22 protein-coding genes and 2 pseudogenes are annotated in these 23,333 nt (G+C 40.8%); 8 read left to right on the forward strand and 16 right to left on the reverse strand.

The genetic code is table 11. The features are described 5' to 3' along the window. Position 1 precedes the first annotated feature (1 nt). The 4 genes from CMT41_RS06925 to CMT41_RS06940 form a co-directional block, all read right to left on the reverse strand. Positions 2–1,060: a vWA domain-containing protein gene (locus CMT41_RS06925; protein WP_057180621.1), complete on the reverse strand. Its 1,059-nt coding sequence runs from the start codon at positions 1,058–1,060 to the stop codon at positions 2–4. Beyond that, positions 1,057–1,749, reverse strand: coding sequence for a DUF4381 domain-containing protein (locus CMT41_RS06930; protein WP_083494231.1), 693 nt, complete (start codon positions 1,747–1,749; stop codon positions 1,057–1,059). The genes CMT41_RS06925 and CMT41_RS06930 overlap by 4 nt, the downstream gene beginning before the upstream one ends. Further along, entirely contained in the window at positions 1,749–2,843 is a 1,095-nt protein-coding gene (locus CMT41_RS06935; RefSeq protein WP_058026740.1) for a DUF58 domain-containing protein, read from the reverse strand. Before CMT41_RS06935 ends, CMT41_RS06930 begins: the two co-directional genes overlap by 1 nt. A gap of 88 nt (positions 2,844–2,931) precedes the next feature. Then, positions 2,932–3,918: an AAA family ATPase gene (locus CMT41_RS06940; protein WP_057180625.1), complete on the reverse strand. Its 987-nt coding sequence runs from the start codon at positions 3,916–3,918 to the stop codon at positions 2,932–2,934. A 470-nt stretch (positions 3,919–4,388) separates the two neighbouring features. On the opposite strand from CMT41_RS06940, the gene fadI reads away from it, so the two are divergent. Next, on the forward strand, positions 4,389–5,696 hold the full coding sequence (fadI, locus tag CMT41_RS06945) for an acetyl-CoA C-acyltransferase FadI (RefSeq protein WP_057180627.1): 1,308 nt from the start codon (positions 4,389–4,391) through the stop codon (positions 5,694–5,696). Next, positions 5,696–8,008: a fatty acid oxidation complex subunit alpha FadJ gene (gene fadJ, locus CMT41_RS06950; protein WP_083494232.1), complete on the forward strand. Its 2,313-nt coding sequence runs from the start codon at positions 5,696–5,698 to the stop codon at positions 8,006–8,008. Before fadI ends, fadJ begins: the two co-directional genes overlap by 1 nt. Before the next feature lie 188 nt (positions 8,009–8,196). On the opposite strand, the gene CMT41_RS06955 is transcribed toward fadJ, so the two are convergent. Continuing rightward, on the reverse strand, positions 8,197–11,007 hold the full coding sequence (locus CMT41_RS06955) for an insulinase family protein (protein ID WP_058026741.1): 2,811 nt from the start codon (positions 11,005–11,007) through the stop codon (positions 8,197–8,199). Between the two features lie 285 nt (positions 11,008–11,292). Here CMT41_RS06955 and sixA point away from each other — a divergent pair, with 285 nt between their 5' ends. After that, the gene (gene sixA, locus CMT41_RS06960) at positions 11,293–11,793 is read left to right on the forward strand and encodes a phosphohistidine phosphatase SixA (protein WP_057180631.1); all 501 of its coding nucleotides are present in this window, start codon (positions 11,293–11,295) and stop codon (positions 11,791–11,793) included. 99 nt (positions 11,794–11,892) lie between these two features. On the opposite strand, the gene smrB is transcribed toward sixA, so the two are convergent. After that, positions 11,893–12,567, reverse strand: coding sequence for an endonuclease SmrB (gene smrB, locus CMT41_RS06965; protein WP_058026743.1), 675 nt, complete (start codon positions 12,565–12,567; stop codon positions 11,893–11,895). A 197-nt stretch (positions 12,568–12,764) separates the two neighbouring features. Here smrB and prmB point away from each other — a divergent pair, with 197 nt between their 5' ends. The 3 genes from prmB (at position 12,765) to CMT41_RS06980 (ending at position 16,294) form a co-directional block, all read left to right on the forward strand. Continuing rightward, positions 12,765–13,709: a 50S ribosomal protein L3 N(5)-glutamine methyltransferase gene (gene prmB / locus CMT41_RS06970; protein WP_058026745.1), complete on the forward strand. Its 945-nt coding sequence runs from the start codon at positions 12,765–12,767 to the stop codon at positions 13,707–13,709. Between the two features lie 100 nt (positions 13,710–13,809). Next, complete coding sequence (gene aroC, locus CMT41_RS06975) at positions 13,810–14,931, forward strand: chorismate synthase (protein ID WP_058026746.1); 1,122 nt, start codon at positions 13,810–13,812, stop codon at positions 14,929–14,931. A gap of 205 nt (positions 14,932–15,136) precedes the next feature. Continuing rightward, entirely contained in the window at positions 15,137–16,294 is a 1,158-nt protein-coding gene (locus CMT41_RS06980) for an MFS transporter (RefSeq protein WP_232300063.1), read from the forward strand. A gap of 106 nt (positions 16,295–16,400) precedes the next feature. On the opposite strand, the gene CMT41_RS06985 is transcribed toward CMT41_RS06980, so the two are convergent. The 7 genes from CMT41_RS06985 to CMT41_RS07015 all read right to left on the reverse strand — a co-directional run bounded on the left by CMT41_RS06985 (position 16,401) and on the right by CMT41_RS07015 (position 20,706). Continuing rightward, entirely contained in the window at positions 16,401–16,946 is a 546-nt protein-coding gene (locus tag CMT41_RS06985) for a manganese efflux pump MntP (RefSeq protein ID WP_058026750.1), read from the reverse strand. Between the two features lie 567 nt (positions 16,947–17,513). After that, positions 17,514–17,720, reverse strand: a complete 207-nt coding sequence (locus tag CMT41_RS06990; RefSeq protein WP_057180643.1) for a hypothetical protein — start codon at positions 17,718–17,720, stop codon at positions 17,514–17,516. A 136-nt stretch (positions 17,721–17,856) separates the two neighbouring features. After that, complete coding sequence (locus CMT41_RS06995; protein ID WP_058026751.1) at positions 17,857–18,696, reverse strand: class I SAM-dependent methyltransferase; 840 nt, start codon at positions 18,694–18,696, stop codon at positions 17,857–17,859. 91 nt (positions 18,697–18,787) lie between these two features. Continuing rightward, the gene (locus CMT41_RS07000; protein WP_058026753.1) at positions 18,788–19,159 is read right to left on the reverse strand and encodes a hypothetical protein; all 372 of its coding nucleotides are present in this window, start codon (positions 19,157–19,159) and stop codon (positions 18,788–18,790) included. 68 nt (positions 19,160–19,227) lie between these two features. Further along, on the reverse strand, positions 19,228–19,632 hold the full coding sequence (locus tag CMT41_RS07005; protein ID WP_057180646.1) for a DoxX family protein: 405 nt from the start codon (positions 19,630–19,632) through the stop codon (positions 19,228–19,230). A 168-nt stretch (positions 19,633–19,800) separates the two neighbouring features. Further along, on the reverse strand, positions 19,801–20,103 hold the full coding sequence (locus tag CMT41_RS19485; protein ID WP_232300030.1) for a hypothetical protein: 303 nt from the start codon (positions 20,101–20,103) through the stop codon (positions 19,801–19,803). 378 nt (positions 20,104–20,481) lie between these two features. Next, positions 20,482–20,706, reverse strand: a complete 225-nt coding sequence (locus tag CMT41_RS07015) for a hypothetical protein (protein WP_058026754.1) — start codon at positions 20,704–20,706, stop codon at positions 20,482–20,484. 362 nt (positions 20,707–21,068) lie between these two features. Here CMT41_RS07015 and CMT41_RS18575 point away from each other — a divergent pair. Next, a pseudogene (locus CMT41_RS18575) lies at positions 21,069–21,374 on the forward strand (group II intron maturase-specific domain-containing protein); the annotation flags it as partial. A gap of 108 nt (positions 21,375–21,482) precedes the next feature. On the opposite strand, the gene CMT41_RS07020 reads toward CMT41_RS18575, so the two are convergent. Both CMT41_RS07020 and CMT41_RS19020 read right to left on the reverse strand, forming a co-directional pair. Next, positions 21,483–22,091 (reverse strand): hypothetical protein, encoded by a 609-nt coding sequence (locus CMT41_RS07020; protein ID WP_083494233.1) that lies wholly within the window; start codon positions 22,089–22,091, stop codon positions 21,483–21,485. Beyond that, positions 22,084–22,233, reverse strand: coding sequence for a hypothetical protein (locus CMT41_RS19020; RefSeq protein WP_157466296.1), 150 nt, complete (start codon positions 22,231–22,233; stop codon positions 22,084–22,086). The genes CMT41_RS07020 and CMT41_RS19020 overlap by 8 nt, the downstream gene beginning before the upstream one ends. A gap of 417 nt (positions 22,234–22,650) precedes the next feature. On the opposite strand from CMT41_RS19020, the pseudogene CMT41_RS18580 reads away from it, so the two are divergent. After that, positions 22,651–22,951, forward strand: a pseudogene (locus CMT41_RS18580) (group II intron maturase-specific domain-containing protein); the annotation flags it as partial. A gap of 97 nt (positions 22,952–23,048) precedes the next feature. Here CMT41_RS18580 and nadS read toward each other — a convergent pair. Then, on the reverse strand, positions 23,049–23,333 hold the full coding sequence (gene nadS, locus CMT41_RS07025) for a NadS family protein (RefSeq protein WP_057180655.1): 285 nt from the start codon (positions 23,331–23,333) through the stop codon (positions 23,049–23,051).

A 23,333-nucleotide genomic window follows, 5' to 3' on the forward strand; every position in this document is an offset into this window, starting at 1 on the left:
ATTATTTACCACCCTCAGCATAGGACTTAGCGTGAACATCATTTTTATTCATGGTTTTGTGGTGTAATAAAAAATTGGGCAATAAAAAGCTGACATGTAAACTGAGTAAATAAACAAAACAAATGAGCGCGGCTAATGCTAGTGGCCAATAGTATAACGCGCTCAGCGGACGCATTTTTTGCTGCTCTTGCTTAACAGGCTCTAGCTGATCTAACAAACTATATATTTCACTCATGGCTTGACTATCACGAGCACGAAAATATTGACCACCGGTTTTTTCGGCGATGTTAGCTAAGCTTTGCTCGTCTAAATCACTTGAAGGATTAATGTGTTGTGTGCCCCAAAGTGATTGTTGCAGCATACTATCTGCGCCAATACCGACGGTGTAAATAGTGATTCCTTTCGCAACGGCTAATTCTAATGCTTGTTCAGGTGTTATTTTACCCGCGGTATTTTGACCGTCAGTTAATAATAACAAGACTTTATTAGAGTCTTGCTTGGTATCAAAACGCTTAACCGCGAGCGCGATGGCATCGCCAATGGCTGTTTTTCTACCGACAAGATTGAGTTCACTTTCATCGAGCATTTGCTTAACGGTTTTTCTATCAAAGGTCATCGGCGTTTGCATGTAGGCATCATCGGCAAATAAGATTAAACCGAGACGGTCACTAACACGGCGCTCGATAAAATCGCCAAGGACAACTTTAAGCATTTGCAAACGATTGACATTGCGACCATTAAGTCTCATGTCTTCTATTTCCATACTGCCAGAAAGATCAACGGCAATCATCATTTCACGGCCTTCACTGGGTATATCAATAGCTTCACCCAGCCATTGTGGTCGGCTAATAGCCATAACCAGCAACAGCCAACAAAGTGATAAAACAATTAATGGCGTATTACTTTTTTGCTGAACCCTCACTGTATTGCTTGAGACATTAATTAGCGTCGGCATGATCAGGGCACTTTCTTGCTTGCCATTCTTTTTAGCGGGTAAAAAATAGATAACCAGGGGCAGAGGTAATAAGGCAAATAGCCAAGGCCAAGCAAAACTTATCATTGGCTAATCTCCTCTTCTTTATTAAGGGCAGAAGATTTTTCTGCAAGTACAGGTTTATTATATGTAGAGGTTTTTTCTGTAGGCACAGGTTTATTAACAGCAAAGGGTTTCTCTACTGGCACAAGTTTATTGAGGGCGGAGGGTTTTTCTATCGGTAAAACCTTAGCACTGCTTAGCGATTTATTAACGGGGAGTGCATGAGTTAGCCATAATTTGGTTGCTTGCTGGCAATCGCTATCGATATCAGTATTTGTGCCTTGTTCCGCTTGATATTGCTGTTGAAAAGCGGCTGTACTGAGTTGAGTAAACTTCACTTGGTATTTTTCCGGTAATTGTTGCATTAAAAAAGTTTGAAAATTATCACCATATAATTGTGCTAATTGTTGACGACTAAAATATTGCATAGCCGCCCATTTTAATAAGTTAAGACACGCTTTAGCGCTCATTGTTTGATTGTTAGCAAGCACGGCTAGTGCTTGCTGTTTACTGGCATTTAACTGTCTATTTTGTTTACGCTTTTTATAAGACCACCAAGCCGCAATAACGATAAGTGCCAGCAGTAGCCACCAACCTGGTGCGATAGGCAAGTTACTCACTTGCTCTGGTACATGGATATCGTGCAATTGTAATGGTGATGATTGCTCAGGTAAAGGTTGACCTGTTGGCACCGAGGCATTGTTTATAGTCATTATAAAGAGACCCCACTGTATTTTAATTGTTGCTCAAGGGAATTTCCAGCGCTAAAGTGTACTATGCGAGCCCCCGTTGCTTGTAACAGCAACTGCAATTTCTCCGCCTGTTTACGGGCTTGTTGCTGGTATTGCTCGGCGGTTTTTTTATCGCCCAAGGTTAACTGCTGACGATTAAAGCCATCGGTAATGGTTACCGCTAACTTCCTAGTGCTTTGAGGAAGCTCTTGCTCGAGCGGATCACTAATTAAACACACGACTAATTCACAATGTTGACTAATTTGGCTTAGATGTCGTAAGGCATGTGGACAGTTTTTTTCATCGCTAAGGGCTTGACCATCGGTGATCAAATAAACCAGTGAACCGGGTTTAGCAAGATATCTTAAACGGGCACAGTGTTCATCGAAGTAATGACTTTTCTGTCGTCCTGTCACGCTTTGATTTTCAGCTTTATTGCCTTCTTGGCTGCAGGGGACTTCAGGGTCTAATGAGACCGTTTGAGCGGCATTGGCCGTTGGCTTTTTTTGATTATTTAAGGTGGTTAAGGCATGTAAATAATGCAGCACACCCGCTTTACGACTACGGGGTTTTAATTCTATATGCTGTTCATCACAAAATACTAGCCCACCGATACGATCACCACGACTTTTTGCATGCCAAGCAACGAGAGCTGCTAAATGGCCAGCTTGTACCGCTTTAAAGAGCAATTTACTACCAAAACACATATTCTGGCTTAAATCCGTAGCTATCAGTACTGGTCTTTCAATTTCTTCACGAAAAAGTTTAGTGTGAGTTGTGCCCGTGCGTGCAGTTACCCGCCAGTCAATGGCGCGAACATCATCACCGCTTTGGTAATGACGTACTTCGTCAAACTCCATGCCGCGACCCTTGCTACGCGACAGATAATTACCAGATTGTTTACCTTGAATATTTTTTTTACCCACCAAGTCAATTAAGCGGCTTTTACTTTGATACTGTAATAACTCCTGCATAGATAAATCAATACCATTGCTATACAAACTTGCCAGTATGGATTGATAAGAATCGGTACTGGCGTTAATTGCAGGTGATTGTTTTTGACGATTAAACCACATAAAGTAACTCTACTTGATAATTCGATTTGGATTAACAGTGATTGCGCTAATTATTAGCCACTCAGCTATTACGGCTAGGCATTAGTAACTAGGCAACAGCAACCTGAGTTAAAATATGATCTAGTACCTGATTCGTGGTAATTCCTTCAGCTTCAGCTTGATAACTGAGTATAATTCTGTGTCTAAGGACATTATGGAACACCGCTTGAATATCTTCAGGGCTGACAAAATCTCGATTATGTAACCAAGCACGAGCGCGGGAACAACGATCAAGCGCAATAGTGGCACGTGGGCTAGCACCATACGCTAACCAAGAACTTAACTTGTCATCATACTTTTCTGGCTGGCGAGTGGCGATAATTAAATCGACTATATAGTCCTCTAAAGTAGGAGCCATATGTATATTTAGCACTTGCTCACGCGCTGAAAATATTTCGCTTTGACTTAATACCCGTAAAGTCGATTTTTCAGTCGCTGTATCCTGGCCGTCATTGGCATTGGCTTTTAACGCTTCGCTACGATTTAGTTTCAGGATTTCTAACTCGGCTTTTGCGTCTGGGTAACCAATTTCAACATGCATCAAGAAACGATCTAATTGTGCTTCAGGCAGTGGATAAGTACCTTCTTGCTCAATGGGGTTTTGTGTTGCCATCACTAAAAACAACTTAGGTAAGTCATAGGTTTTACGACCAACGGTGATTTGACCTTCTCCCATCGCTTCTAATAAAGCCGATTGTACTTTGGCGGGTGCTCGGTTAATTTCATCGGCAAGCACTAAGTTTTGAAACAAAGGGCCTGGTTGAAAGACAAAGGTACCATCGTCTGGACGATAAATATCGCTACCGGTTAAATCGGCAGGTAATAAATCAGGGGTAAACTGGATGCGGTGAAAATCAGCCTCTAATCCTTGCGCCAAGGCGTTAATGGCGCGAGTCTTGGCTAAACCCGGAGGTCCTTCAACAATTAAATGACCATTAGCCAGTAAGGCAATAAGCAAACTCTCAACTAACGCTTCTTGACCAATGATTTGTGAAGATAAATGTTGTTTTAACGTAGAAAAATGTTCAATTGCCATACTGATAAATTCTTTTTAATATTGTTGGTTATAAAGTGAAACTTAGTGATAATCTGGCTTAGACTCGCTTTACAGCACATTTTTGTCAAGCGGTTATACTAAGTAAACGTTGTTCTCGGTGCTGTTGGCCTAGCGTAAAGCTTTATTGCTTAATGATGTATTTGTTATCAGCAAACGTACTTAACCGCCTCGGCTGCCATCTTTTTCAAGCACAATAGCTTTATAAACGACAGCTTTAACAACACCTGGTATTTTATATTAGGTTTTTGTGAAAGAAAACAAGTGATAGGTAACAAAATTTTAATACTAATTGTTATCAACTAAGGGAAAAAATGTTATTTGTCGTGGTTGATGTCAGGTAATGATTGAATTTTCCCGCTAGTTAGTTAAAATCAAGGGAGTTTCATGAGGTCAGACCTCTTGGGTTTTTAATTAAAAATTACATTATAACTAAGCGTGTGGAGTAATAAATGACAATAAGAAAACTAACAACCTCGAGCGGTGAGCGCATAGCAATCGTTGCTGGCTTGCGTACACCGTTTACTAAACAGGCAACGGCTTTTCATGGTGTACCAGCCGTTGACTTGGGTAAAATCGTTGTTAACGAATTATTGCAAAAACACGATATTGACCCTGCTATAATTGACCAACTTGTTTTTGGTCAAGTAGTGCAAATGCCGGAAGCGCCAAACATTGCTCGCGAAATCGTCTTGGGTACGGGTATGAAGGTCACTACCGATGCCTATAGTGTTTCTCGCGCTTGTGCCACCAGTTTTCAATCAACGGTCAATGTTGTTGAATCTATTATGGCTGGCCACGTAGATGTGGGTATTGCGGGCGGCGCCGACTCTTCATCCGTAGCGCCAATAGGTGTTTCTAAAAGGCTTGCTCGTACTTTAGTCGACTTGACCAAAGCAAAAAGCTTAGGACAAAAGCTTTCGTTACTTAGTCGCCTTGGCTTTAAAGATTTATTCCCAGTATCTCCTGCCGTGGCAGAATACTCTACTGGTATTTCAATGGGCGAAACCGCGGAGCAAATGGCGAAAACTTATAATATATCTCGTCAAGACCAAGATGCTTTAGCGCATAGGTCGCACACCTTAGCGACAAAAAGCTGGCAAGATGGCAAATTAGATGGTGAAGTGATGACGGCTCATGCCGCACCTTATAAAAACTTTATTGATAAAGATAACTGTATTCGAGAAAACTCTGATTTAGCAAGTTATGCTAAATTAAAGCCAATATTTGATCGTAAACATGGCACAGTGACCGCAGCAACAAGTACGCCGTTAACCGATGGTGGTGCTGCTATTTTATTAATGCGTGAAGGCAGAGCCAAAGAGTTAGGTTATAAGCCATTAGGTTATATTCGTAGCTTTGCCTTTACTGCTATCGATGTTTGGCAAGACATGTTGATGGGTCCAAGTTATGCTACCCCCCTTGCTTTGCAGCGTGCGGGCATGAATTTAGCCGACTTAGATCTTATTGAAATGCATGAAGCCTTTGCCGCTCAGGCGTTAGCGAATATGAAAATGTTCGCTAGTACCAAATTTGCTAAAGAACACCTTGGCCGTGATAAAGCTATTGGTGAGATTGATATGGATAAGTTTAATGTTATGGGCGGCTCACTCGCTTACGGTCATCCGTTTGCCGCAACAGGCGCTAGACTTATCACCCAAACACTTAATGAATTAAATCGCCGTGGTGGTGGAGTTGGTTTAACAACGGCTTGTGCCGCAGGTGGTTTAGGCGCAGCAATGATTTTGGAGACAGATTAATGACTGAAAAAACTCATTCAAATGATAGTGAACACAATAACGAGGCCTTAAACGTTGAAGCGAAGGTTTCTGCTGACGATGTTGCAACTAGTGTCGTGACTGAAGTCGCCACTAATGGTAATGCTACGCCAGAAGAATCAGTGGTCAGTGCTTTTACTTTAGTACGTCACGACAATGGTATTGCCCATTTAGTGATTGATGTTATTGGTGAAAAGGTTAATACCCTTAAACCTGAGTTTGCTGAGCAAATTAATGCGGTATTAGCTGAAGTTAAAGCCGATAAAACCATCACTGGCATAGTGTTATGTAGTGGTAAGCAAGACTCTTTTGTGGCTGGCGCCGATATTAATATGCTGGCAGCATGTCAAAGCCGTGAAGAAGTTGTCGCTTTATCTCGACAGGGGCAACGTATTTTTGCTCTGCTAGAGCAATTTCCTATTCCTATTGTTGCCGCTATCGATGGTACCTGTTTAGGCGGTGGTTTAGAGCTAGCTATGGCATGTCATGCTAGAGTTTGTAGTGATAATAGCAAAACAGCCTTGGGTTTACCTGAAGTTCAGCTAGGGTTATTACCAGGTAGCGGCGGTACTCAGCGTTTACCTAAATTAGTCGGCTTACAAAAAGCGTTAGACATGATGCTTACCGGTAAGCAATTACGCGCCAAGCAAGCGCTAAAATATGGCTTAGTTGACGATGTTGTGCCTAGCACTGTTTTACTGCACGTTGCCGAGCAACTGGCGATAACTTTGCAGCAACAGGGTAAAAAAATCGTTAAGCGTAAACAAGGCCTAGTGGATAAATTGTTAGAGAATAATGCTGTTGGGCGAAATATTGTCTATCAACAAGCACAAAAATCTGTGCTGGCTAAAACCCAAGGTAATTATCCTGCCCCCGCTAAAATCATTGATTGTATCCGCACAGGTATCGAGGTTTCATCTGAAAGTGGCTATAAATTAGAAGCAGAGCATTTTGCCGATCTGGTCATGAGTGATGAATCAGCGCAACTGCGTCAGTTATTTTTTGCCACCACAGCAATGAAAAAAGAGCAGGGCGTTGCCGATGTTATGCCGGAAAAAATAGCCAAAGCCGGTGTGCTTGGTGGCGGTTTAATGGGCGGTGGTATTGCGTTTGTCACCGCAACTAAAGCGCACATACCGGTGCGAGTTAAAGACATTAACCACAAAGGTATTGGCCAAGCATTAAAGTACAGCTATCAACTACTCAATAAAAAAGTGAAACGTCGTTTTTTACTTAACAGTGAGATGCAAAAGCAGTTAGCCATGATCACGGGTAGTATTGACTACACTGGTTTTAAAGCGCTTGATATTGTTGTAGAAGCGGTATTTGAAGATTTAACCTTAAAGCAAAATATGGTGGCAGAAGTTGAAAAACATGGCCATGATAAAACGATTTTTGCCAGTAATACTTCTAGCATACCTATAGGGCAAATTGCTGCTAAGGCAAAGCGTCCGGAAAATGTTATTGGCCTACATTATTTTTCGCCGGTTGATAAAATGCCGTTAGTGGAAATAATCCCCCATGATAAAACCTCTGATCAAACTATCTCCAATACGGTAGCCTTTGCTAAAAAGCAGGGTAAAACACCTATTGTTGTTAAAGATAAAGCCGGTTTTTATGTCAATCGTATTTTGGCGCCCTACATGAATGAAGCGGCTATTTTACTGCTTGCGGGCGAACCCATTGATAAAATCGACAAGGCGCTAGTGAAGTTTGGTTTCCCTGTGGGTCCTATGCAATTGCTTGATGAAGTTGGTATTGATGTCGGCGCTAAAATTGGGCCAATTTTACAGGCAGAACTTGGTGAGCGTTTTGCCGCACCTGCGGCTTTTGATAAATTACTCGCCGATGGTCGTTTAGGTAAAAAAGTGAAGAAAGGCTTTTACCTCTATCAAAAGAAAAGCTTGGCAAAAACCTTACTTAATACCCTTAAAGGTATTAAGTCGGGACACAAACAAGTGGATGAAACTATCTATGACTTATTAAATATTAAACCAGCGGGAAGTTTAACTGCGGCGGAAATTAGTAAACGTTGTACTTATATGATGCTAAATGAAGCAGCACGCTGTGTTGATGAAGGCATAGTGCGTAATGCCAGAGATGGTGATATTGGCGCAATCTTCGGCATTGGTTTTCCACCATTCTTAGGTGGTCCACTACGCTATATTGATAAAATTGGTGCTAAGTCTGTGGTTGCACAATTAAGCCAATGGGCAGAGCAACATGGTGAACGCTATAGTCCTTGTCAGGCGTTAGTCACTATGGCTGAAAATGATCAAAGTTACTACGGATAAAGTTACCCTAAATAAAGGCTGTGACTTATAAAATAGCTTAAGCTGTTTTAAGTAACTAAAAGGCTGTTGAGTACTTTGAACGTCATGGTTCAATTTTACCCAACAGCCTTTTTTATTTGCTTGTTAAGCTCTAGTTAAGCTCTAGGTATGCGCGAGTAATCAGGTGATTATGCTGCTGCTATAGCCGGTTAGAATTTTGTCGGACTCGTTTGAATAAAGGCATCAATATCCGTGATTGTTTCGCCTTTGGGTTTTTTCGCCTGTGCCAGCAAATCACTTTCGGAATATAGAATAAACCTATCGGGCTGACAAGCACTGACTAAGTTTGTTTCTACAAAGTTTTTTACCTGGGCTAAGGTTAAATCTAGCACTGCCTGCAGTAATTTTTCTTTTTGCTGAAATGCTTCATCTTTATTACAAATTGCGGCCCAAAAGCGTTGGCTTTTAATACGTAAATTATGATCTTTTTCTTGTAATTGACTGGCTAAACCCTGTAGCAAATGTTGCCACTGCTCCGTGCCAATATCATTGAGTACGCTAATACTGTCACTGATAAATTCATCCATGGCTTGTGCTAAGGTAAAGGCATCACAATGGGGCGACTGGATATAAAAAGCAATACCAGGATAGCAATTGATAGGCACATAACCAACACCAACTAAATAGCCATATTGTTTGTCTGTGCGCATTTGCTGAAAAAATAACGGTGATAATATATGGCTAGTGATCATAGCAAGGGCGACAGTGTTATCGTCTTTATGTGCAAAGGCTGTATAAATCACACTAGCATGATCGTGATCAGGTAAGCTAATAGGCAAGAGTAGCGTTTCTTTAGCTGATATATCGGTTACAGGGCATTTTATGGCATGACTTTTATTAACCTTGCCGTGGAAAGCCTGCTCAATGCTCTGGCATAATTGTTGTGCATGTTCAAGCAACCAGTTGCCATGAATGAGCACCTCTATAGTTACTTGTTCAAACAGTTGTAAACTAAAGCGCTGGTATTGACTAAAGCTTACCTGACTAAGCGCTTGTGCTAAGGCTTTACTTGCCGGGTTATTGGGTTGCATGACTGAGCTTAAGGTAGCAAATAGCTGTGATATTGATTTACTTTTATCACTGTTTTGCCAATGTTTTATCAGCTGTTGCTGTAGTAAATTAAAATGTTCCTCGCACACTTGATGATTTTTCAATCGCTGTAATAATTTACTTAATAGTAAATGCTGATTTTCACTATAACCTGATAATTGTACGGTAACGCCACCTTGATGAGCGTACAAATGATAATGAATACCCGCCAACTCGGCATCATAGTTCTCTTCAATGACAGTATCTGTATATAAATCGACAAATAAACGCGTCATGGCAATATTGGCTATGCTGGCAACCACAAAAGGTGAGTCGATACCTATATATAAGTAACCCTTGGGTACTTTGAAGGTCCTGTCTTGTTTATACCAAGCCACTAAACCATTTTTATTGATGATTTTTTCAGGAATATTTGCTTTGACTGCAGCCGTTTCAATAAGGGGCTCACTGGGGTAAACAGTGGGTTTTTCAACAATGTAAGCATTGGCCTTAGGTAAATATAAACCCTGAATATGGGCACTATTTGTTGCGGCAATAGCTCGCCAAGAGGATAATTGTTGCTCAGAGATTGGTGTAACATGGTAAGGCACTTGGTACCAAAAGCTATGTTTGGAAAAATTATTTTTCTGGCTAACATGCATCAGTCGCATATTATCGACGCTTAAATAGCCGAGTAATTTTTTTATGTTCGCTCGCGACATACCCGACATAACATAATCACCAAAAATATAATCTTCTTCTGGGTAATACTGCATGTTGATGACGAGTTGACTAACGCTGTCTAGTGGACGCATTTTTTCATGATAAATAAAGGCTAATTTACTGATTTTCTGTTTTTCTTGATAGTAGTGTGCTGCTATTTCGCTATGTTTTAGCAAGGCAATATAAGCAAATACTATATCGATCACTGCATTAAGGTGGGCTTCACCTAATTCAGTTAAGGCAATGCTGATATTAAAGTCTTTAAAATTAGAGCCATTAATACCTGAGCCAGCAGTCAATGATAAGGCCCATTGATGCTTTTTGAGCAAGGACAAAACACTGCCTTCACCTTCATGACCTAATAAATAGGCAAGTATCGACTCAGGTTTGTCTTGATAATATTGGTCAATGCTTTCCATGGCAAAACTAATAATTAGCTGATGATCATTTTTCACTGGGCAGACATCAATTTTAATTTTTTGCTGTGACGGTAAATACAAAGGTTGTTCAATTTTCGGCAGCGCAGTGTCGGCTGCTTTTATCCCACCAAAAAGTTGCTCAGCAAGGTCTTTCAGCTCGGTCAAGCTTTGTGGACCTTCCAAGGCCAAGGTCATGTACTGAGCACGATAATAGTGGTGGAAAAAGGCTCGTACTTCTTGGCTAATATTGTCACCGTCTCGATCGGCTAAGGTATCAAGGTTACCAACAGAAAACTGCGAAAAAGGGTGCTTAGGGTTAACCGTATCTTTGTGAACATCATATAAACGTCTGATGTCATCTTTTAACTTTAAGGTGAATTCGGCATCAATATTTTCGCGTTCTTTAATAACAAAGTCATCGGATAATAAAGGCGCGATAAAAAACTCACTAAAACGCTCTAGGGCTGCGGTGAAGTGTGTCGCAGTGATATCGAAGAAAAAACAGGTATGCTCAGTGCCAGTCCAAGCATTATGATTGCCACCATGTTGACTAATGAATTTTTGATACTCACTACCATCAGGGAAGTTTTTTGTCCCTAAAAAAAGCATGTGTTCTAAAAAATGTGCTAACCCTTGCCTATCTTTGGGATCATTAAAATGACCGACGTTTACCGCCAATGCTGCTGCCGATTTAGCGGTATCATCATTGTGGATAAGTAGTACTCGTAAACCATTGTTTAGAGTAATGGCTTGATATTGTTTAAAATCATTGGGACTTTGCTTCAACACTAAGGCTCCTAAGAACACTTTAAACTGCAAAGCGTATAACGAGAATTGGATAGCTTATGAAATTAACAGGGAGATAAAGTAATGTCTTAATTACTTAAAGGAATAAATAAAACTATTTATTCTTAACTGTTGTTACTAAAGCGAGTTCATTTCTATTACTATAGCCGGAAAAATAACTCAGACTCAATACTTTAGCTAATAAAATTTATAAAAAAAGTTAAAATTTGAATTTATCCGCGAACATAATCTGCCAAGTTATCTATTAAGTAACGGGCGGGAGAATTAATGCAACTTTTTATAATGCGCCATGGTGAAGCTAAAAATTTTGTTGAGCAGGGCAGTCGTGATGACAGTCAAAGAGCGTTAACCACAGAAGGTAAGCTAGAAGTAAAAATGATGGCGACTTGGTTGCAAAAAATGAAAATCAAGCCAAGGCAAGTTTTTGTTAGCCCCTATGTTAGGGCTCAGCAAACCTGTGCTATAACAACGGCTATGATGCAAACGGCTATTACCACCCTAGATTTTATTACCCCTGAAGGTGATGCTAAACAAGTACATGATTTTATTGATGGCTGGTGTAGTGAGCAAGGGCAGGTAGTAAAGCTGCAGGATGAAAGCCTATTAATTATTGCTCATATGCCTTTAGTTAGCTACTTAGTGGCCCAGCTAACGCACTCGAATAATACCCCCATTTTCGCCACTGCCGGTATTGCTCATATAGATTATGATATTGACGCCATGCAGGGCCAGTTGCTCGCCATGGTGTCGCCATTAGACCTATGTTAACTAAGCGCATGTTATAGGATAAAATGGCCTAGTATAGTTTGCCTATTGCAGGCTTAAGTTTGACGGCGCAATTTTTTAGGTAATATGTGCAACAGAGTTTTAATCGCGATTAAATTTATCTTTTAATTCAATTAAGGCGAGTAGGGCACCATTACCACCCCATTCTAAAGGTGCTTGGTGAAAAGCCATGACATCGGGGTGTTGTACTAACCAATGTGGTACCTTGTTTTTTAAAATATGTGAGCCTATGCCATGAACTATGCAGACACATTGAGCGTGTTCTTTTTGACAGGCAAAGAGCAGAGCCGCTAGTTCTTTTTTCGCTTGGTGTTGATCTAAGCCGTGTAAATCAAGGATTAAGTCGGGTTGGTAATGGCCGCGGCGTAGGTTTTTCACTTCAAAGCTATCGACACCCTCACGAACATATTTCATTGGGCCTTGCTTATTTAAGTTAGGCTCAAATTCATCGGAAAAATGAAATTGTGCAATGGCTTGATTTGCCTGGTTATGCCCTTGGTCATTTTTTAGGGAAGTGTTAGACTTGTGAGCACTTTTTACTAACCGAACTTTGTCGTTGATTAACGGCTTAACTTGCCTGACAACATCAGCAAAAAGTTGCTGGTCACTTGGCACTTCTTTAGCTGACTCCGCCACTTTAGTTAACGACTCAGCCGTTTTTTTTTGCTGCTTGATACTTTGCGCACGCAGCTTAGCTTTTATGGTCGAGAGTTTGGTTTTTAAGGCTTTGTTATTCATCCGCGCAGTGTAAAACATTTTAGTATCAATACATATCAATTAATCTTGATATGGCGTCATCGAGACCGTAATAGCAAAGTAAGATAACTGTGATACAAAACAGCTCAAACCTAGGCATTTAAAGCGGTTTTTACCAACAGCCAGAGTGCCTAGTAGGCAATATATAGAAATCTCCATGAAGACATTTCGGGAGAATACCAGATAAGGAAAATAATGTGAGCAGTACCGATTTCGAAGACATCACCGAGCAACTACATACCATTGCAGATTATTGTCGTTATGGCGCCAGTTTGTTTAACCAAGCTGAACTTTTTTATGGCCATGGCAATGACAATGCCTTAAGTGAAGCCTTTACCTTAGTGATGTTTGCCATCTCCTTGCCTAAGGAAATGAGTGAAGATGTGATGAACTGTCGTCTACTCAAGCAAGAGAAACAGGACATCTTGGCCTTTTTCCAACAACGCGTTGATACTCAGAAACCTGTGGCCTACATCACCAATCTTGCTTACTTTGCGAAATTACCTTTTTACGTTGATGAACGTGTTTTAGTGCCACGATCACCTATTGCTGAACTGATTGAAAAATACTTTGAACCCTATTTTAGTGAGAAAAATCCGCCACAAAAGATATTAGACTTGTGTACTGGCAGTGGTTGTATTGCCATTGCTTGCGCCAGTTATTTTCCTGAGGCGGAAGTTGATGCCGTTGATTTATCGCTTGATGCGTTAGATGTTGCCCAAATGAATATTGAAAACCATGGTTTTAGTGCACAAGTTATGCCAATTCAATCTGATGTTTTCTCTGGGGTTGTTGGCCAAAGGTATGATTTAATTGTCACTAATCCGCCTTATGTTGATCAAGAAGATATTGATAGTCTGCCGACGGAGTTTACCCATGAACCAGAAATGGGCTTAGGCTGTGGTGACGATGGCTTAGATATTGTACGAGTAATATTGGCGGAGAGTGCTCAGCACCTCAATGATGATGGCATACTCATTTGCGAAGTAGGTAACTCACAATATCATGTTGAAGCACTCTACCCTGAGGTGGATTTCACGTGGTTAAGCTTTGAGCGTGGGGGTCACGGGGTGTTTATGTTAAACAAAGCACAGTTAGAAAAACATGCAAAATTATTTACTGGCGCTGTCATAGCTGAGTAATAAGTCAGCAGTAAAGCACCGAATAAATAAAATAATAGTCACAATAAACGCTAGAGTAATAGTAAAATTCTAACAATAAATTAATAGGCGGTAATGTTTAATGTCAGGTAATACCTTCGGAAAATTATTCACAGTGACATCATTTGGCGAAAGTCATGGTTTAGGTCTAGGCGCAATTATCGATGGTTGTCCGCCAGGGCTTGAGTTATCTGAGGCTGATTTACAAATCGATTTAGACCGACGCCGTCCAGGCACCTCACGTTACACTACCGCACGTAGAGAAGCTGATGAAGTCAAAATTCTCTCGGGTGTATTTGAAGGGAAAACCACCGGCACACCCATAGGTTTAATGATTGAAAATACCGACCAACGCTCAAAAGACTATGGCAACATTGCCCAAAGCTTCCGCCCAGGCCATGCAGATTATACCTACTGGCAAAAATACGGCTTACGAGATTATCGTGGTGGTGGTCGCTCTTCTGCCCGAGAAACCGCTATGCGTGTTGCGGCTGGCGCCATAGCAAAAAAATATTTAGCGGAAAAATTTGGCATGACCATTAAAGCGTGTGTCACGCAAATTGGTGATATTGTCGCCAGTGGTCCTAATGGCACACCGTTTGATGTTAATTTGGTTGATTGGCAAAGCGTCGAAGAAAACCCATTTTTCTTTGCCGATAATACTAAGCTTGAACAACTTGGTGAGTACCTTAGGGCCATTATTAAAGCGAAAGACTCTATTGGCGCTAAAGTGACTGTGGTGGCGACTAATGTCCCTGTCGGCTTAGGTGAACCCATCTTCGACCGTTTAGATGCGGATATTGCCCATGGCTTAATGAGTATCAATGCGGTAAAAGGTGTTGAAGTAGGTGATGGTTTTTCCGTGGTAAATCAAAGAGGCTCAGAGCATAGAGATGAGCTGACACCAGCAGGTTTTTCAAGCAATCATGCCGGTGGTATTCTTGGCGGGATTTCATCAGGGCAGCAGATCATTGCTCATTTAGCACTTAAACCGACCTCAAGTATTGGTATAAGTGGTAAAACAGTTGATTTAACAGGCAAAGCGACTGAGATCATTACTAAAGGTCGTCATGATCCCTGTGTCGGTATTCGCGCTGTGCCTATTGCTGAAGCAATGTTAGCACTAACGCTGATGGATCATTTTTTACGTCACCGTGGACAAAATGCTGATGTGCAATGTAGCACTCCAGACATTGAAGCCTAATATGGCAATACTATAGTTGAGCAAGTAAGAGCAGCGATTGAGGGTAATCTTATGATAAAACACCCTCAAGCTGTTTTTAGATAATTCACTATATTTATTAACCGATTATCACCAAGATGTTAATCGGTTAATACTCAGCTATCAATCAGCTATCTATTAGTTATCACTCATTATAAGGCTCACTAGCTTGGCACTTTTTAAGATGATGTTTGTGCGATTATCATCAAATTACTTTTTTTATTTTGCCTTACTTGGCCTCATTTCACCTTTTTTATCAATATACCTCGATGGTAAGGGCTTTAACTCCCGGCAAGTAGGTGAAATTCTTGCCATTATCACCGCGACAAAAATCGTCGCCCCTAGTTTGTGGGCAATGCTGGCAGATAAAACCGCCAAGCCGTTGTTTATTATTCGACTGGGTGCCTTTTTAGCGCTACTGAGTTTTAGCTTACTGTTTTGGCTTAATCACTATTGGCCAATTACCTTTTGTTTGGCTCTTTTTACCCTATTTTGGACCGCTATTTTACCGCAACTGGAAGTACATACCTTAACGTCTTTGCGGCACAGTAATAAAATATATGCCCGAGTACGTTTATGGGGCAGTTTGGGTTTTATTGCGTTAGCAATCATCGCTGGTGAGGTAATGAGTGTATTTGGCTATCAAAGCTTTACTGGTATTGGCATGGTAATATTGGCTGGTTTATTTGTTAGTACCTTAATGTTAACACCGTTAAAGACAGTAACCGCTGTTAAAGATAAGGTGAACAAACAGGGCGCCATTTTGCCTAAACTCATGGACAGGCATTTTATGTGCTTTTTCATTGCCGGTTTATTATTACAAATTAGTTTTGCGCCCTATTATGGTTTTTTTGCACTATTTTTACGTGACTTTCATTACTCTGGTTTAGCGATTGGCTTATTTATATCTATGGGCGTTGTCGCCGAAGTCATTGCCTTTATTTATATGGGCAAGCTGTTTAAACGTTTCGCTTTAACTAGCTTACTGGTCTTTAGTTTAGCTATTACCGCCTTACGATGGTTTTTAATGCCAGAAGTGGCTGGCTCAGTGTTATGGCTCGGACTGATTCAATTAAGCCATGCGGCGAGCTTTGCTATTTATCATTGTGCCAGCATGCAATTTATCTCTTCGCACTTTAGTAAAACAGAACAAAGCCGCGGGCAGGGCATCTATTTAGGTGGTGTTTATGGCGTTGGTGGTGCTATTGGAGCTTATATTACCGGTATAATATGGTTAGATGGCTTAGGCGCAGGAACCGCTTTTATGATGGCGGGCGCAAGTGCGTTGCTGGGGGCTATCATTATGATGTTTAGTAACAAAAATCGAGTCATTAAACTCAAGTAGGCAATTGCCCCTAGAGTGTTGCCACTACGCTAAAACTATTTTCTCAATAATGAATAGTGGCGATATTGTTAACTGTTATTTGCTTTCTTTTGACGTTAGTACCGAGTTAAGACGTTAACAGTATTTTTATTGACATCATAATCAAGGTGATACCGCCAACAAACTCAGCTTTACTCTCTAGCCATGTGCCCCCCTTAATGCCCACCAATACACCAAGCCAGCTAAAGAAAAAGGTAATTATCCCAATAATAAAACAAGCAAGGAAAGGGTTTACCGGCAAAAGGTTTAAGCTAAAGCCCGCTGCCATCGCATCAATACTGGTGGCAATGGCAAGAATTAATAAAACGCGATGGGTAATTTTGCTTAAATTTCCTTCTATCCCTGCTGAGAAAGACTCATAAATCATTTTTGTACCAATAAGAAAAAGCAATAAAAATGCAATCCACTGGGTATAGGAGTCGGTCCAACTTAACAGCCCTTTACCGCCTAGAAAACCTATTATTGGCATGACTCCTTGAAGTAGGCCAAAATACAGGGCAACTATTATCCCTAAAGGAGCGATTTTACCGTGCTGTTTGCTTGCGCCTAAGCCAATGGATACCGCAAAAGAATCCATACTTAATGCTAAGGCTAAAATAAATACTTCTATCATTGGAAAATACTCTAATTCGAACAACAACAAAGCCGTGAACTAATTAAGTGACGGACTTTTATTTGATTAGCTAACTCTTGACCACTTAATCAGGGACTAGTTAAGTTTTGAAAATAAATATTCATCAAGAAGCTGGCCATTATTAATATGCCATCCCGGCCAAATTACCATCAAGTGCAATAGCTTTGATATGGGGTCAGCTTGGCTGCCAATGTTTACCCAGCAAAGAGCATCATCAGCCGTGTAGGGTTAAGGGATGGCGGCGGTAATATATTGTGTTACTTGTTGATCATTTAAATAAGCAAGTAACAAGGGGATATCGGCATGATTAAAAGGTCTTAGCTTGGTTAGTCAGTTAAGAATACTAGCCAATAAAGTTCTACGGTTCATATTGCCAGATTAGCGGATGATCTCTGTAACAATTTGTGTTATTACTGAATTAGCGATAAAAAATTGCTTATGCGCTTGCTGGTGAATTTGCTCATCGAAACATTACCTTGCACAGAGTAGGGCAGGGGAACAACGTGAGGTTAAGGCTATCGCCCCATTATTTTTATGGTATTTGCTTTAGTTATACCAAATACTGACCACAATGGTTGCTGGCTGAAAGGAACCACCACTTTGTGATTGAGTGATATTATGAACTTTGATATTTTGCTGTGTGGCTAACCAAAGATTAATTTCACCCTCTAAACCATGATCGGTTGCGACATCAGATTTAGGCAGAAAACCTATTTTAGCTCGTAAAATTTTAGTAAATATTTTAACTTCCATAATATTCCCTTATAAAAAGTGTGTTGAGTACTCGGTAGTATCAGTGGCTTTATTCACCCGGTATTGTTCGTTGCAAAGGGGCAGATACCAGTAGAACTAAGTATCAGTAATAATGTCACCGCGCCCTTTTATACTATTATTTCTGTGCAGTGACGCCCATCAAATGTTCTACCTTTACCACACGCTTGAAGCCTGCCGCTTTGAGCCGTCGGATGACACCATCGACAAAACTGCTGCCTTTCTTTACTACGTGTGGATTGCCAGTGTAATGAAAAAGCCGTCCGTTCCGATGCAGTACTCGGAAAATCTGCCGGTAGAACTCTTCACTATAAAGTTCTCCAGCGAGGGAAAAACGCGGTGGATCGTGAATGACTGAATCGAAGGAAGTTGCCGGCATTGTAGTTATAAGCTCAAAGCTATTGCCCTGACGTTGCACAATTCCCTCTAGGGCCAAATCTTTTGACCAAGGGTTCTGCGCGCGCAGCCCCATTACTTCACGGCTCAGTTCGATGCTAAGTACCTCGCTTGCACCTAGTCGAAGGGCAGCAATGGCCGCATAACCCAGTCCGCTGCAGCAGTCCAATACCTTATCACCCTTACGTACCGCCTGTTGAGCCATCGCAGAGGCACTGACAAAGGGGTCGGTTCCCTTAGATATGTGCATCTTAACACCACTAATTTCTAGCAGAGGTGCACCAGCTGTGGGAACAAGCTTGTAGTAGCCAGAGCTGCGGTCTTCAAGTGGGGTCATATCGCCATCGCGACAGAGGTAGATCCTCTGTGTCTTCTTGACGATTTTTTTAAGTTGCTCAATGGACAGTTGATTGTCTTGGTCGAGCACTAGGCTCTGATCACTTAAGGAAAAGTCCCGTTCTGAAAGGTTCAGATCAGTGGATAGCCTGACGCAGGATAGTCCTTGGGCTATGGCCTCCAGCGCCTGTTGGGCATTTATGCTATGAAGGTAGTACTCGGGCATATTGTTGGTCTATCTAGTTAAAAATACTGACGCTACTATACACCTTCAGCGTTGCTGGAGCTTACTTAAATCAGCCCTTAGGTGTGCTGGTTTATTTTTTGTTATGCTTTTTGTGCCACGCCATACATATTAATAAAGCAACTAGGCCGCTAATATAGGTGGCGAACAAAGGAATGAATGTCGGCTGAGAGGCAAGTTCATACCCTTCAGGGTAATGTGAATTACCGGCTAAATCCCAAGCAGCAATAAGTCCTACAATTAACCAAACGACGGATGCTAATTGTTTATGGCTAGGTGCGGTGACATAACCAGCAATAACCACACAAAAAGCAGCAGTAGCACCAATAACGGGTTTTTTCCAAATACCAGCTAAATCAGCAAGTATTCCCGCCGCTATGGCGGACACTAAAAATGAAATAATGACTATCACAAACGAAAAAGCAAAACCTTTGACTTGATTCATACTAAGACCTATTGAAAATATAACGCTTATATTAAGCGGCTAAAGTGAGATCGTTACTTAATGCGCGGTTAGTCAGTCGTATTGGTACTCTCAATTTTATCCAAACACCATTTACCCGCACCTTTACTCGCTATAAACAAAAACAGAAAAGAATAAAGTATTGCAGCATCACCATGATTAATTAGAGGAAAAAAGTTTTCATCAAACCGGAAAGCCCAATGGAATTGTAGGTAAGCTACAGCCATTGTACCGCTAGATAAAAAAGCTGCAATGCGAGTTTGAAATCCTAGTATTAAACATAAACCACAGACTAATTCTATCAGTCCACCAAACCACATTTGAGAGCCTAAAACAGTTTCGTGGCTAGCAAGCCAACCGAATATTTTCTGTGCACCGTGAGAGGCAAATAAAGCACCTGAAACAATTCTCAATAAGACATAAATGGTCTCTGAGTTTTTTGAAAGTAAGTTCATGTTATTATCTCGTTATTTGTTGATTTTATTATAGATACAGATTGTTACTAATATGGATTATGCTATATTCTGTAATACAGTGTAACCCTTTTTTAAGGAAATATATTAACGATTGTTAGCCGCGGGGATACCGAAAAAAATAGCAATAATAGCCTTGCATTGATTTACTTAGCTGCCTTTTACTGAGTCATTATCATACCAAATACCATACTTATCACCTTGCCATTTTAACCAATGGTATAAATAAGCAGTAGCAAGCATGAGTAGCCCACCAACAAGTGCAGCTTCACTTATGAGCCCTAAGCAACAAAAAATAAAACCACTTATGTGACCGATAGTTTCAACTCTAGATACTGATTTTCTGCTCGGTCGAGTTTGTAAAAAGTTAAAGACAAACCAACACTTCAATAGTAAAGGTAAAGCTTTCCAATTATCTGATTTTTTATCAATGATAAGTTTCTCCTGATTCAAAGTTGATACATCAACCTCAAGTGCAGCAGCAAGACATTTAAGGGACTCTAAACTAGCGTTTGCACCACTTTCAATCCGTTGAATTGTCCTACATTTAATCCAGACATTTGAGCTAATTGATCTTGTGAAAGGTGATGGCTAATACGTAGTTCTTTAAGAATCATTAAACTTACCTCTGTACTTAAGAATCACAAGTATTCATTGATTTTGTTAATGTCGGTTACGAATTTCCCCCGACATTCCCCCGACAGTGCAATATACGTTACTTATTGGCCAGCTAACGCTATTTTAAGCGGCAAATTGCAGTTAGCTAAAATAAGTGAGGCAAGAACAAAAAGCCAACTGTATTATGTCCTGATTCATTTTTTTATATGAAAATCACACCGAAGTTTCAATATTTGATTTTGGTACAACGTCATTTTTTAACATTAAAACAATTAGGTAGACAATATTTAGTGGCGGCGTAATACATAATAAAACACCAATTAGTGTTGCCACTTTAGGTTTTTCAGTTTTGCGTTTACCTAAGTAATAGCTTAAGCCACCAACGATAAACATAGAGTAAAAAACTATCTTACCGAACAGTGTTACATTGATATCCATGTGCAGAAGTTCCTTTTGCATATAACGCCCAAATAACAGGCTAAGTAATGGTTAGCTAAAATTGTGTAGCGAGGCGAAACGTAGCCCACTGTTACGTGTCCGTCTTGATTACCTTGTGTACGCCCAGCATGGGCATGAACTAATGAGGTAAAAGTCCTCTGTAGGAAGGTCACCGTTACTCTTTTCGATAAGAGAATAACATGTTGTTATTAAACGCTAACTACTAGCGAATGGCAAGGGCTTATCCGTGAGGATTGATCTGAAGGACAGATATATTGCTCCTGCAATATCTGCATTTTACCATCCATGACGGTCAAGCCGCTAGCCCTCCCTATTGGTAAAGCAGGCGAGCTGATGAACAAAAACATCAGATGAGGCGTCTGACCAACCGAAATTGGGGTGTTAGTATGGGTTATCAATTGTTTAAAGTGAGTCAGTACCTGCGAGGCTGGATCAACTATTTTGGTATTGCTAACGCTTATCAAACTTGTGTAGAGCTAGAACACTAGCTCCGCCGTCGAGTAAGAATGTGCTACTGGCGTCAATGGCGAAGCTCGAAAACACCGGGTATTCAACAAGCATTGAATAACGACTATTTGGCTAAAGCGGGTTTATATTCACTAAGAGAGGGATGGGTCAAGGTTCACTACCCTAATCAGAGTGTTTAGATTAGGGGTTCTAAATGAACCGCTCTGTGCGGCGGCGCATGCAGGGTGGTGTGGGGGCTGGAGGTTATATACCTCTGGCTACCAGATTAGCTTGAAATTTAGACAAGGTTATATTTTAGAGAAATTTTGATCAAGTTCAAGAGGTCTAAAATATCCTTTTATGCAGTTTGGGTTTCTAACGCAAAGTTGTATATGGTTTTTTTCTTTAAATCCAGCTCCAGGATAAAGGTCATCGCCTTCCCAGAAAGCACCTCGAGTAGTATCAAAAGGTATATCATTTTGAGATGAAATTTCAGAATGCATATATTGAATAACAGCGCAATCAAGCTTTCTATAAAGCTTATCGCTATCCCCAATAAATGCGGTTTCATTATTTGGCATTGATATATTAGCTGTTGAATGCAATTTTTCGAGAGCTTTGTAATGAGCTTGGAGGACATCTAAACAATTTGATTCAAGTAAGTCAAAACATCGACCTAAATGAATTACAGCACCAATTACCATTGGGTCTTGAAGTTTTTTTCGTTTTTCTTTTAATTCGATACCGTAGGCCTCGGCTCTAGCGGGACTATTTTCCCAGAAATACATTCCAGATCCCAACCAGTCAAAATCATTTTCACTAGCTTTGAAGCCTTTAGTGCCGTTTAATATTTCTTCACCTATTTTACGTTCACAGGCATGAAAACCTAGAACAAGAGTTGGGTGGTATTTATACACTATAAGGTTCTTCAGGAGTCCCGTCTTGTTTCACAATACCCGCGGCAACTAAAACAGCTAAAGCTTTTTCAGCACTTGATGTACTTTCTATAGTATGTTCGTTTAATTTTTCAATCATTAAACGCGCTTCTTCTTGGCTCATATTAAGCTCCTAAGAAAAGGGAAAGATATAATGCCACGTTAAGCGGCTAAATATTATTGAAGTATACACAAACTTTGACTTGAAAGCTAACGCCTCATTAAGCGGAAATTAATGGTTTGCTATAATCGCGAAGCGATAGCCAACTGTTAATTTTCCATTTAAATGACTTGTGTACGCCCAGCATGGGCATGAACTAATGAGGTAAAAGTCCTCTGTAGGAAGGTCACCGTTACTCTTTTCGATAAGAGAATAACATGTTGTTATTAAACGCTAACTACTAGCTAATGGCAAGGGCTTATCCATGAGGATTGGTCTGAAGGACAGATATATTGCTCCTGCAATATCTGCATTTTTACCATCCATGGCGGTCAAGCCGCTAGCCCTCCCTATTGGTAAAGCAGGCGAGCTGATGAACAAAAACATCAGATGAGGCGTCTGACCAACCGAAATTGGGGTGTCAGTATGGGTTATCAATTGTTTAAAGTGAGTCAGTATCTGCGAGGCTGGATCAACTATTTTGGTATTGCTAACGCTTATCAAACTTGTGTAGAGCTAGATCACTGGCTCCGCCGTCGAGTAAGAATGTGCTACTCGACGGCGGAGCTCGAAAACACCGGGTATTCAACAAGCATTGAATAACGACTATTTGGCTAAAGCGGGTTTATATTCACTAAGAGAGGGATGGGTCAAGGTTCACTACCCTAATCAGAGTGTTTAGATTAGGGGTTCTAAATGAACCGCCCTGTGCGGAACCGCATGCAGGGTGGTGTGGGGGCTGGAGGTTAGATACCTCTGGCTACCCGATTATTTTTTGTTTACGCTAAAGCTCGAATAACAGCACTTGGGTTTTTAGATAACACTGTTAATAAAACCAATGCTGGGCCTCTAGGTGTTCTATCACCGCGCTCCCAGTGCCGAAGTGTACCTAAACTGATACCGAAATTTGAGGCGAACTCAGTCTGGGTCATGTGTACATTTGATCGGATTGCTTTAACATCAACAGGATCAAACTTATGAACAGTGGCTTGTTTAATATTGCCTTCACTGAAGTCTACCGCTTCAGTTAACCCCTGCTTAATACTTTCAAAGATGCTACTCAT

Source organism: Colwellia sp. MT41 (assembly GCF_001444365.1).
GTDB lineage: Bacteria > Pseudomonadota > Gammaproteobacteria > Enterobacterales > Alteromonadaceae > Colwellia > Colwellia marinimaniae.

Bases quoted from the DNA above. Each gene is read 5' to 3' on its own strand.
- CMT41_RS06935 (WP_058026740.1), bottom strand. From the start codon at position 2,843: ATGTGGTTTAATCGTCAAAAACAATCACCTGCAATTAACGCCAGTACC.
- CMT41_RS06925 (WP_057180621.1), bottom strand. From the start codon at position 1,060: ATGATAAGTTTTGCTTGGCCTTGGCTATTTGCCTTATTACCTCTGCCC.
- CMT41_RS19020 (WP_157466296.1), bottom strand. From the start codon at position 22,233: ATGAGCCAAGAAGAAGCGCGTTTAATGATTGAAAAATTAAACGAACAT.
- fadJ (WP_083494232.1), top strand. From the start codon at position 5,696: ATGACTGAAAAAACTCATTCAAATGATAGTGAACACAATAACGAGGCC.
- CMT41_RS07005 (WP_057180646.1), bottom strand. From the start codon at position 19,632: ATGAACTTACTTTCAAAAAACTCAGAGACCATTTATGTCTTATTGAGA.
- CMT41_RS06940 (WP_057180625.1), bottom strand. From the start codon at position 3,918: ATGGCAATTGAACATTTTTCTACGTTAAAACAACATTTATCTTCACAA.
- CMT41_RS06995 (WP_058026751.1), bottom strand. From the start codon at position 18,696: ATGCCCGAGTACTACCTTCATAGCATAAATGCCCAACAGGCGCTGGAG.
- CMT41_RS06990 (WP_057180643.1), bottom strand. From the start codon at position 17,720: ATGGAAGTTAAAATATTTACTAAAATTTTACGAGCTAAAATAGGTTTT.
- CMT41_RS06980 (WP_232300063.1), top strand. From the start codon at position 15,137: ATGTTTGTGCGATTATCATCAAATTACTTTTTTTATTTTGCCTTACTT.
- CMT41_RS07000 (WP_058026753.1), bottom strand. From the start codon at position 19,159: ATGAATCAAGTCAAAGGTTTTGCTTTTTCGTTTGTGATAGTCATTATT.
- CMT41_RS06985 (WP_058026750.1), bottom strand. From the start codon at position 16,946: ATGATAGAAGTATTTATTTTAGCCTTAGCATTAAGTATGGATTCTTTT.
- aroC (WP_058026746.1), top strand. From the start codon at position 13,810: ATGTCAGGTAATACCTTCGGAAAATTATTCACAGTGACATCATTTGGC.
- smrB (WP_058026743.1), bottom strand. From the start codon at position 12,567: ATGTTTTACACTGCGCGGATGAATAACAAAGCCTTAAAAACCAAACTC.
- sixA (WP_057180631.1), top strand. From the start codon at position 11,293: ATGCAACTTTTTATAATGCGCCATGGTGAAGCTAAAAATTTTGTTGAG.
- CMT41_RS06930 (WP_083494231.1), bottom strand. From the start codon at position 1,749: ATGACTATAAACAATGCCTCGGTGCCAACAGGTCAACCTTTACCTGAG.
- CMT41_RS07015 (WP_058026754.1), bottom strand. From the start codon at position 20,706: ATGGATATCAATGTAACACTGTTCGGTAAGATAGTTTTTTACTCTATG.
- nadS (WP_057180655.1), bottom strand. From the start codon at position 23,333: ATGAGTAGCATCTTTGAAAGTATTAAGCAGGGGTTAACTGAAGCGGTA.
- fadI (WP_057180627.1), top strand. From the start codon at position 4,389: ATGACAATAAGAAAACTAACAACCTCGAGCGGTGAGCGCATAGCAATC.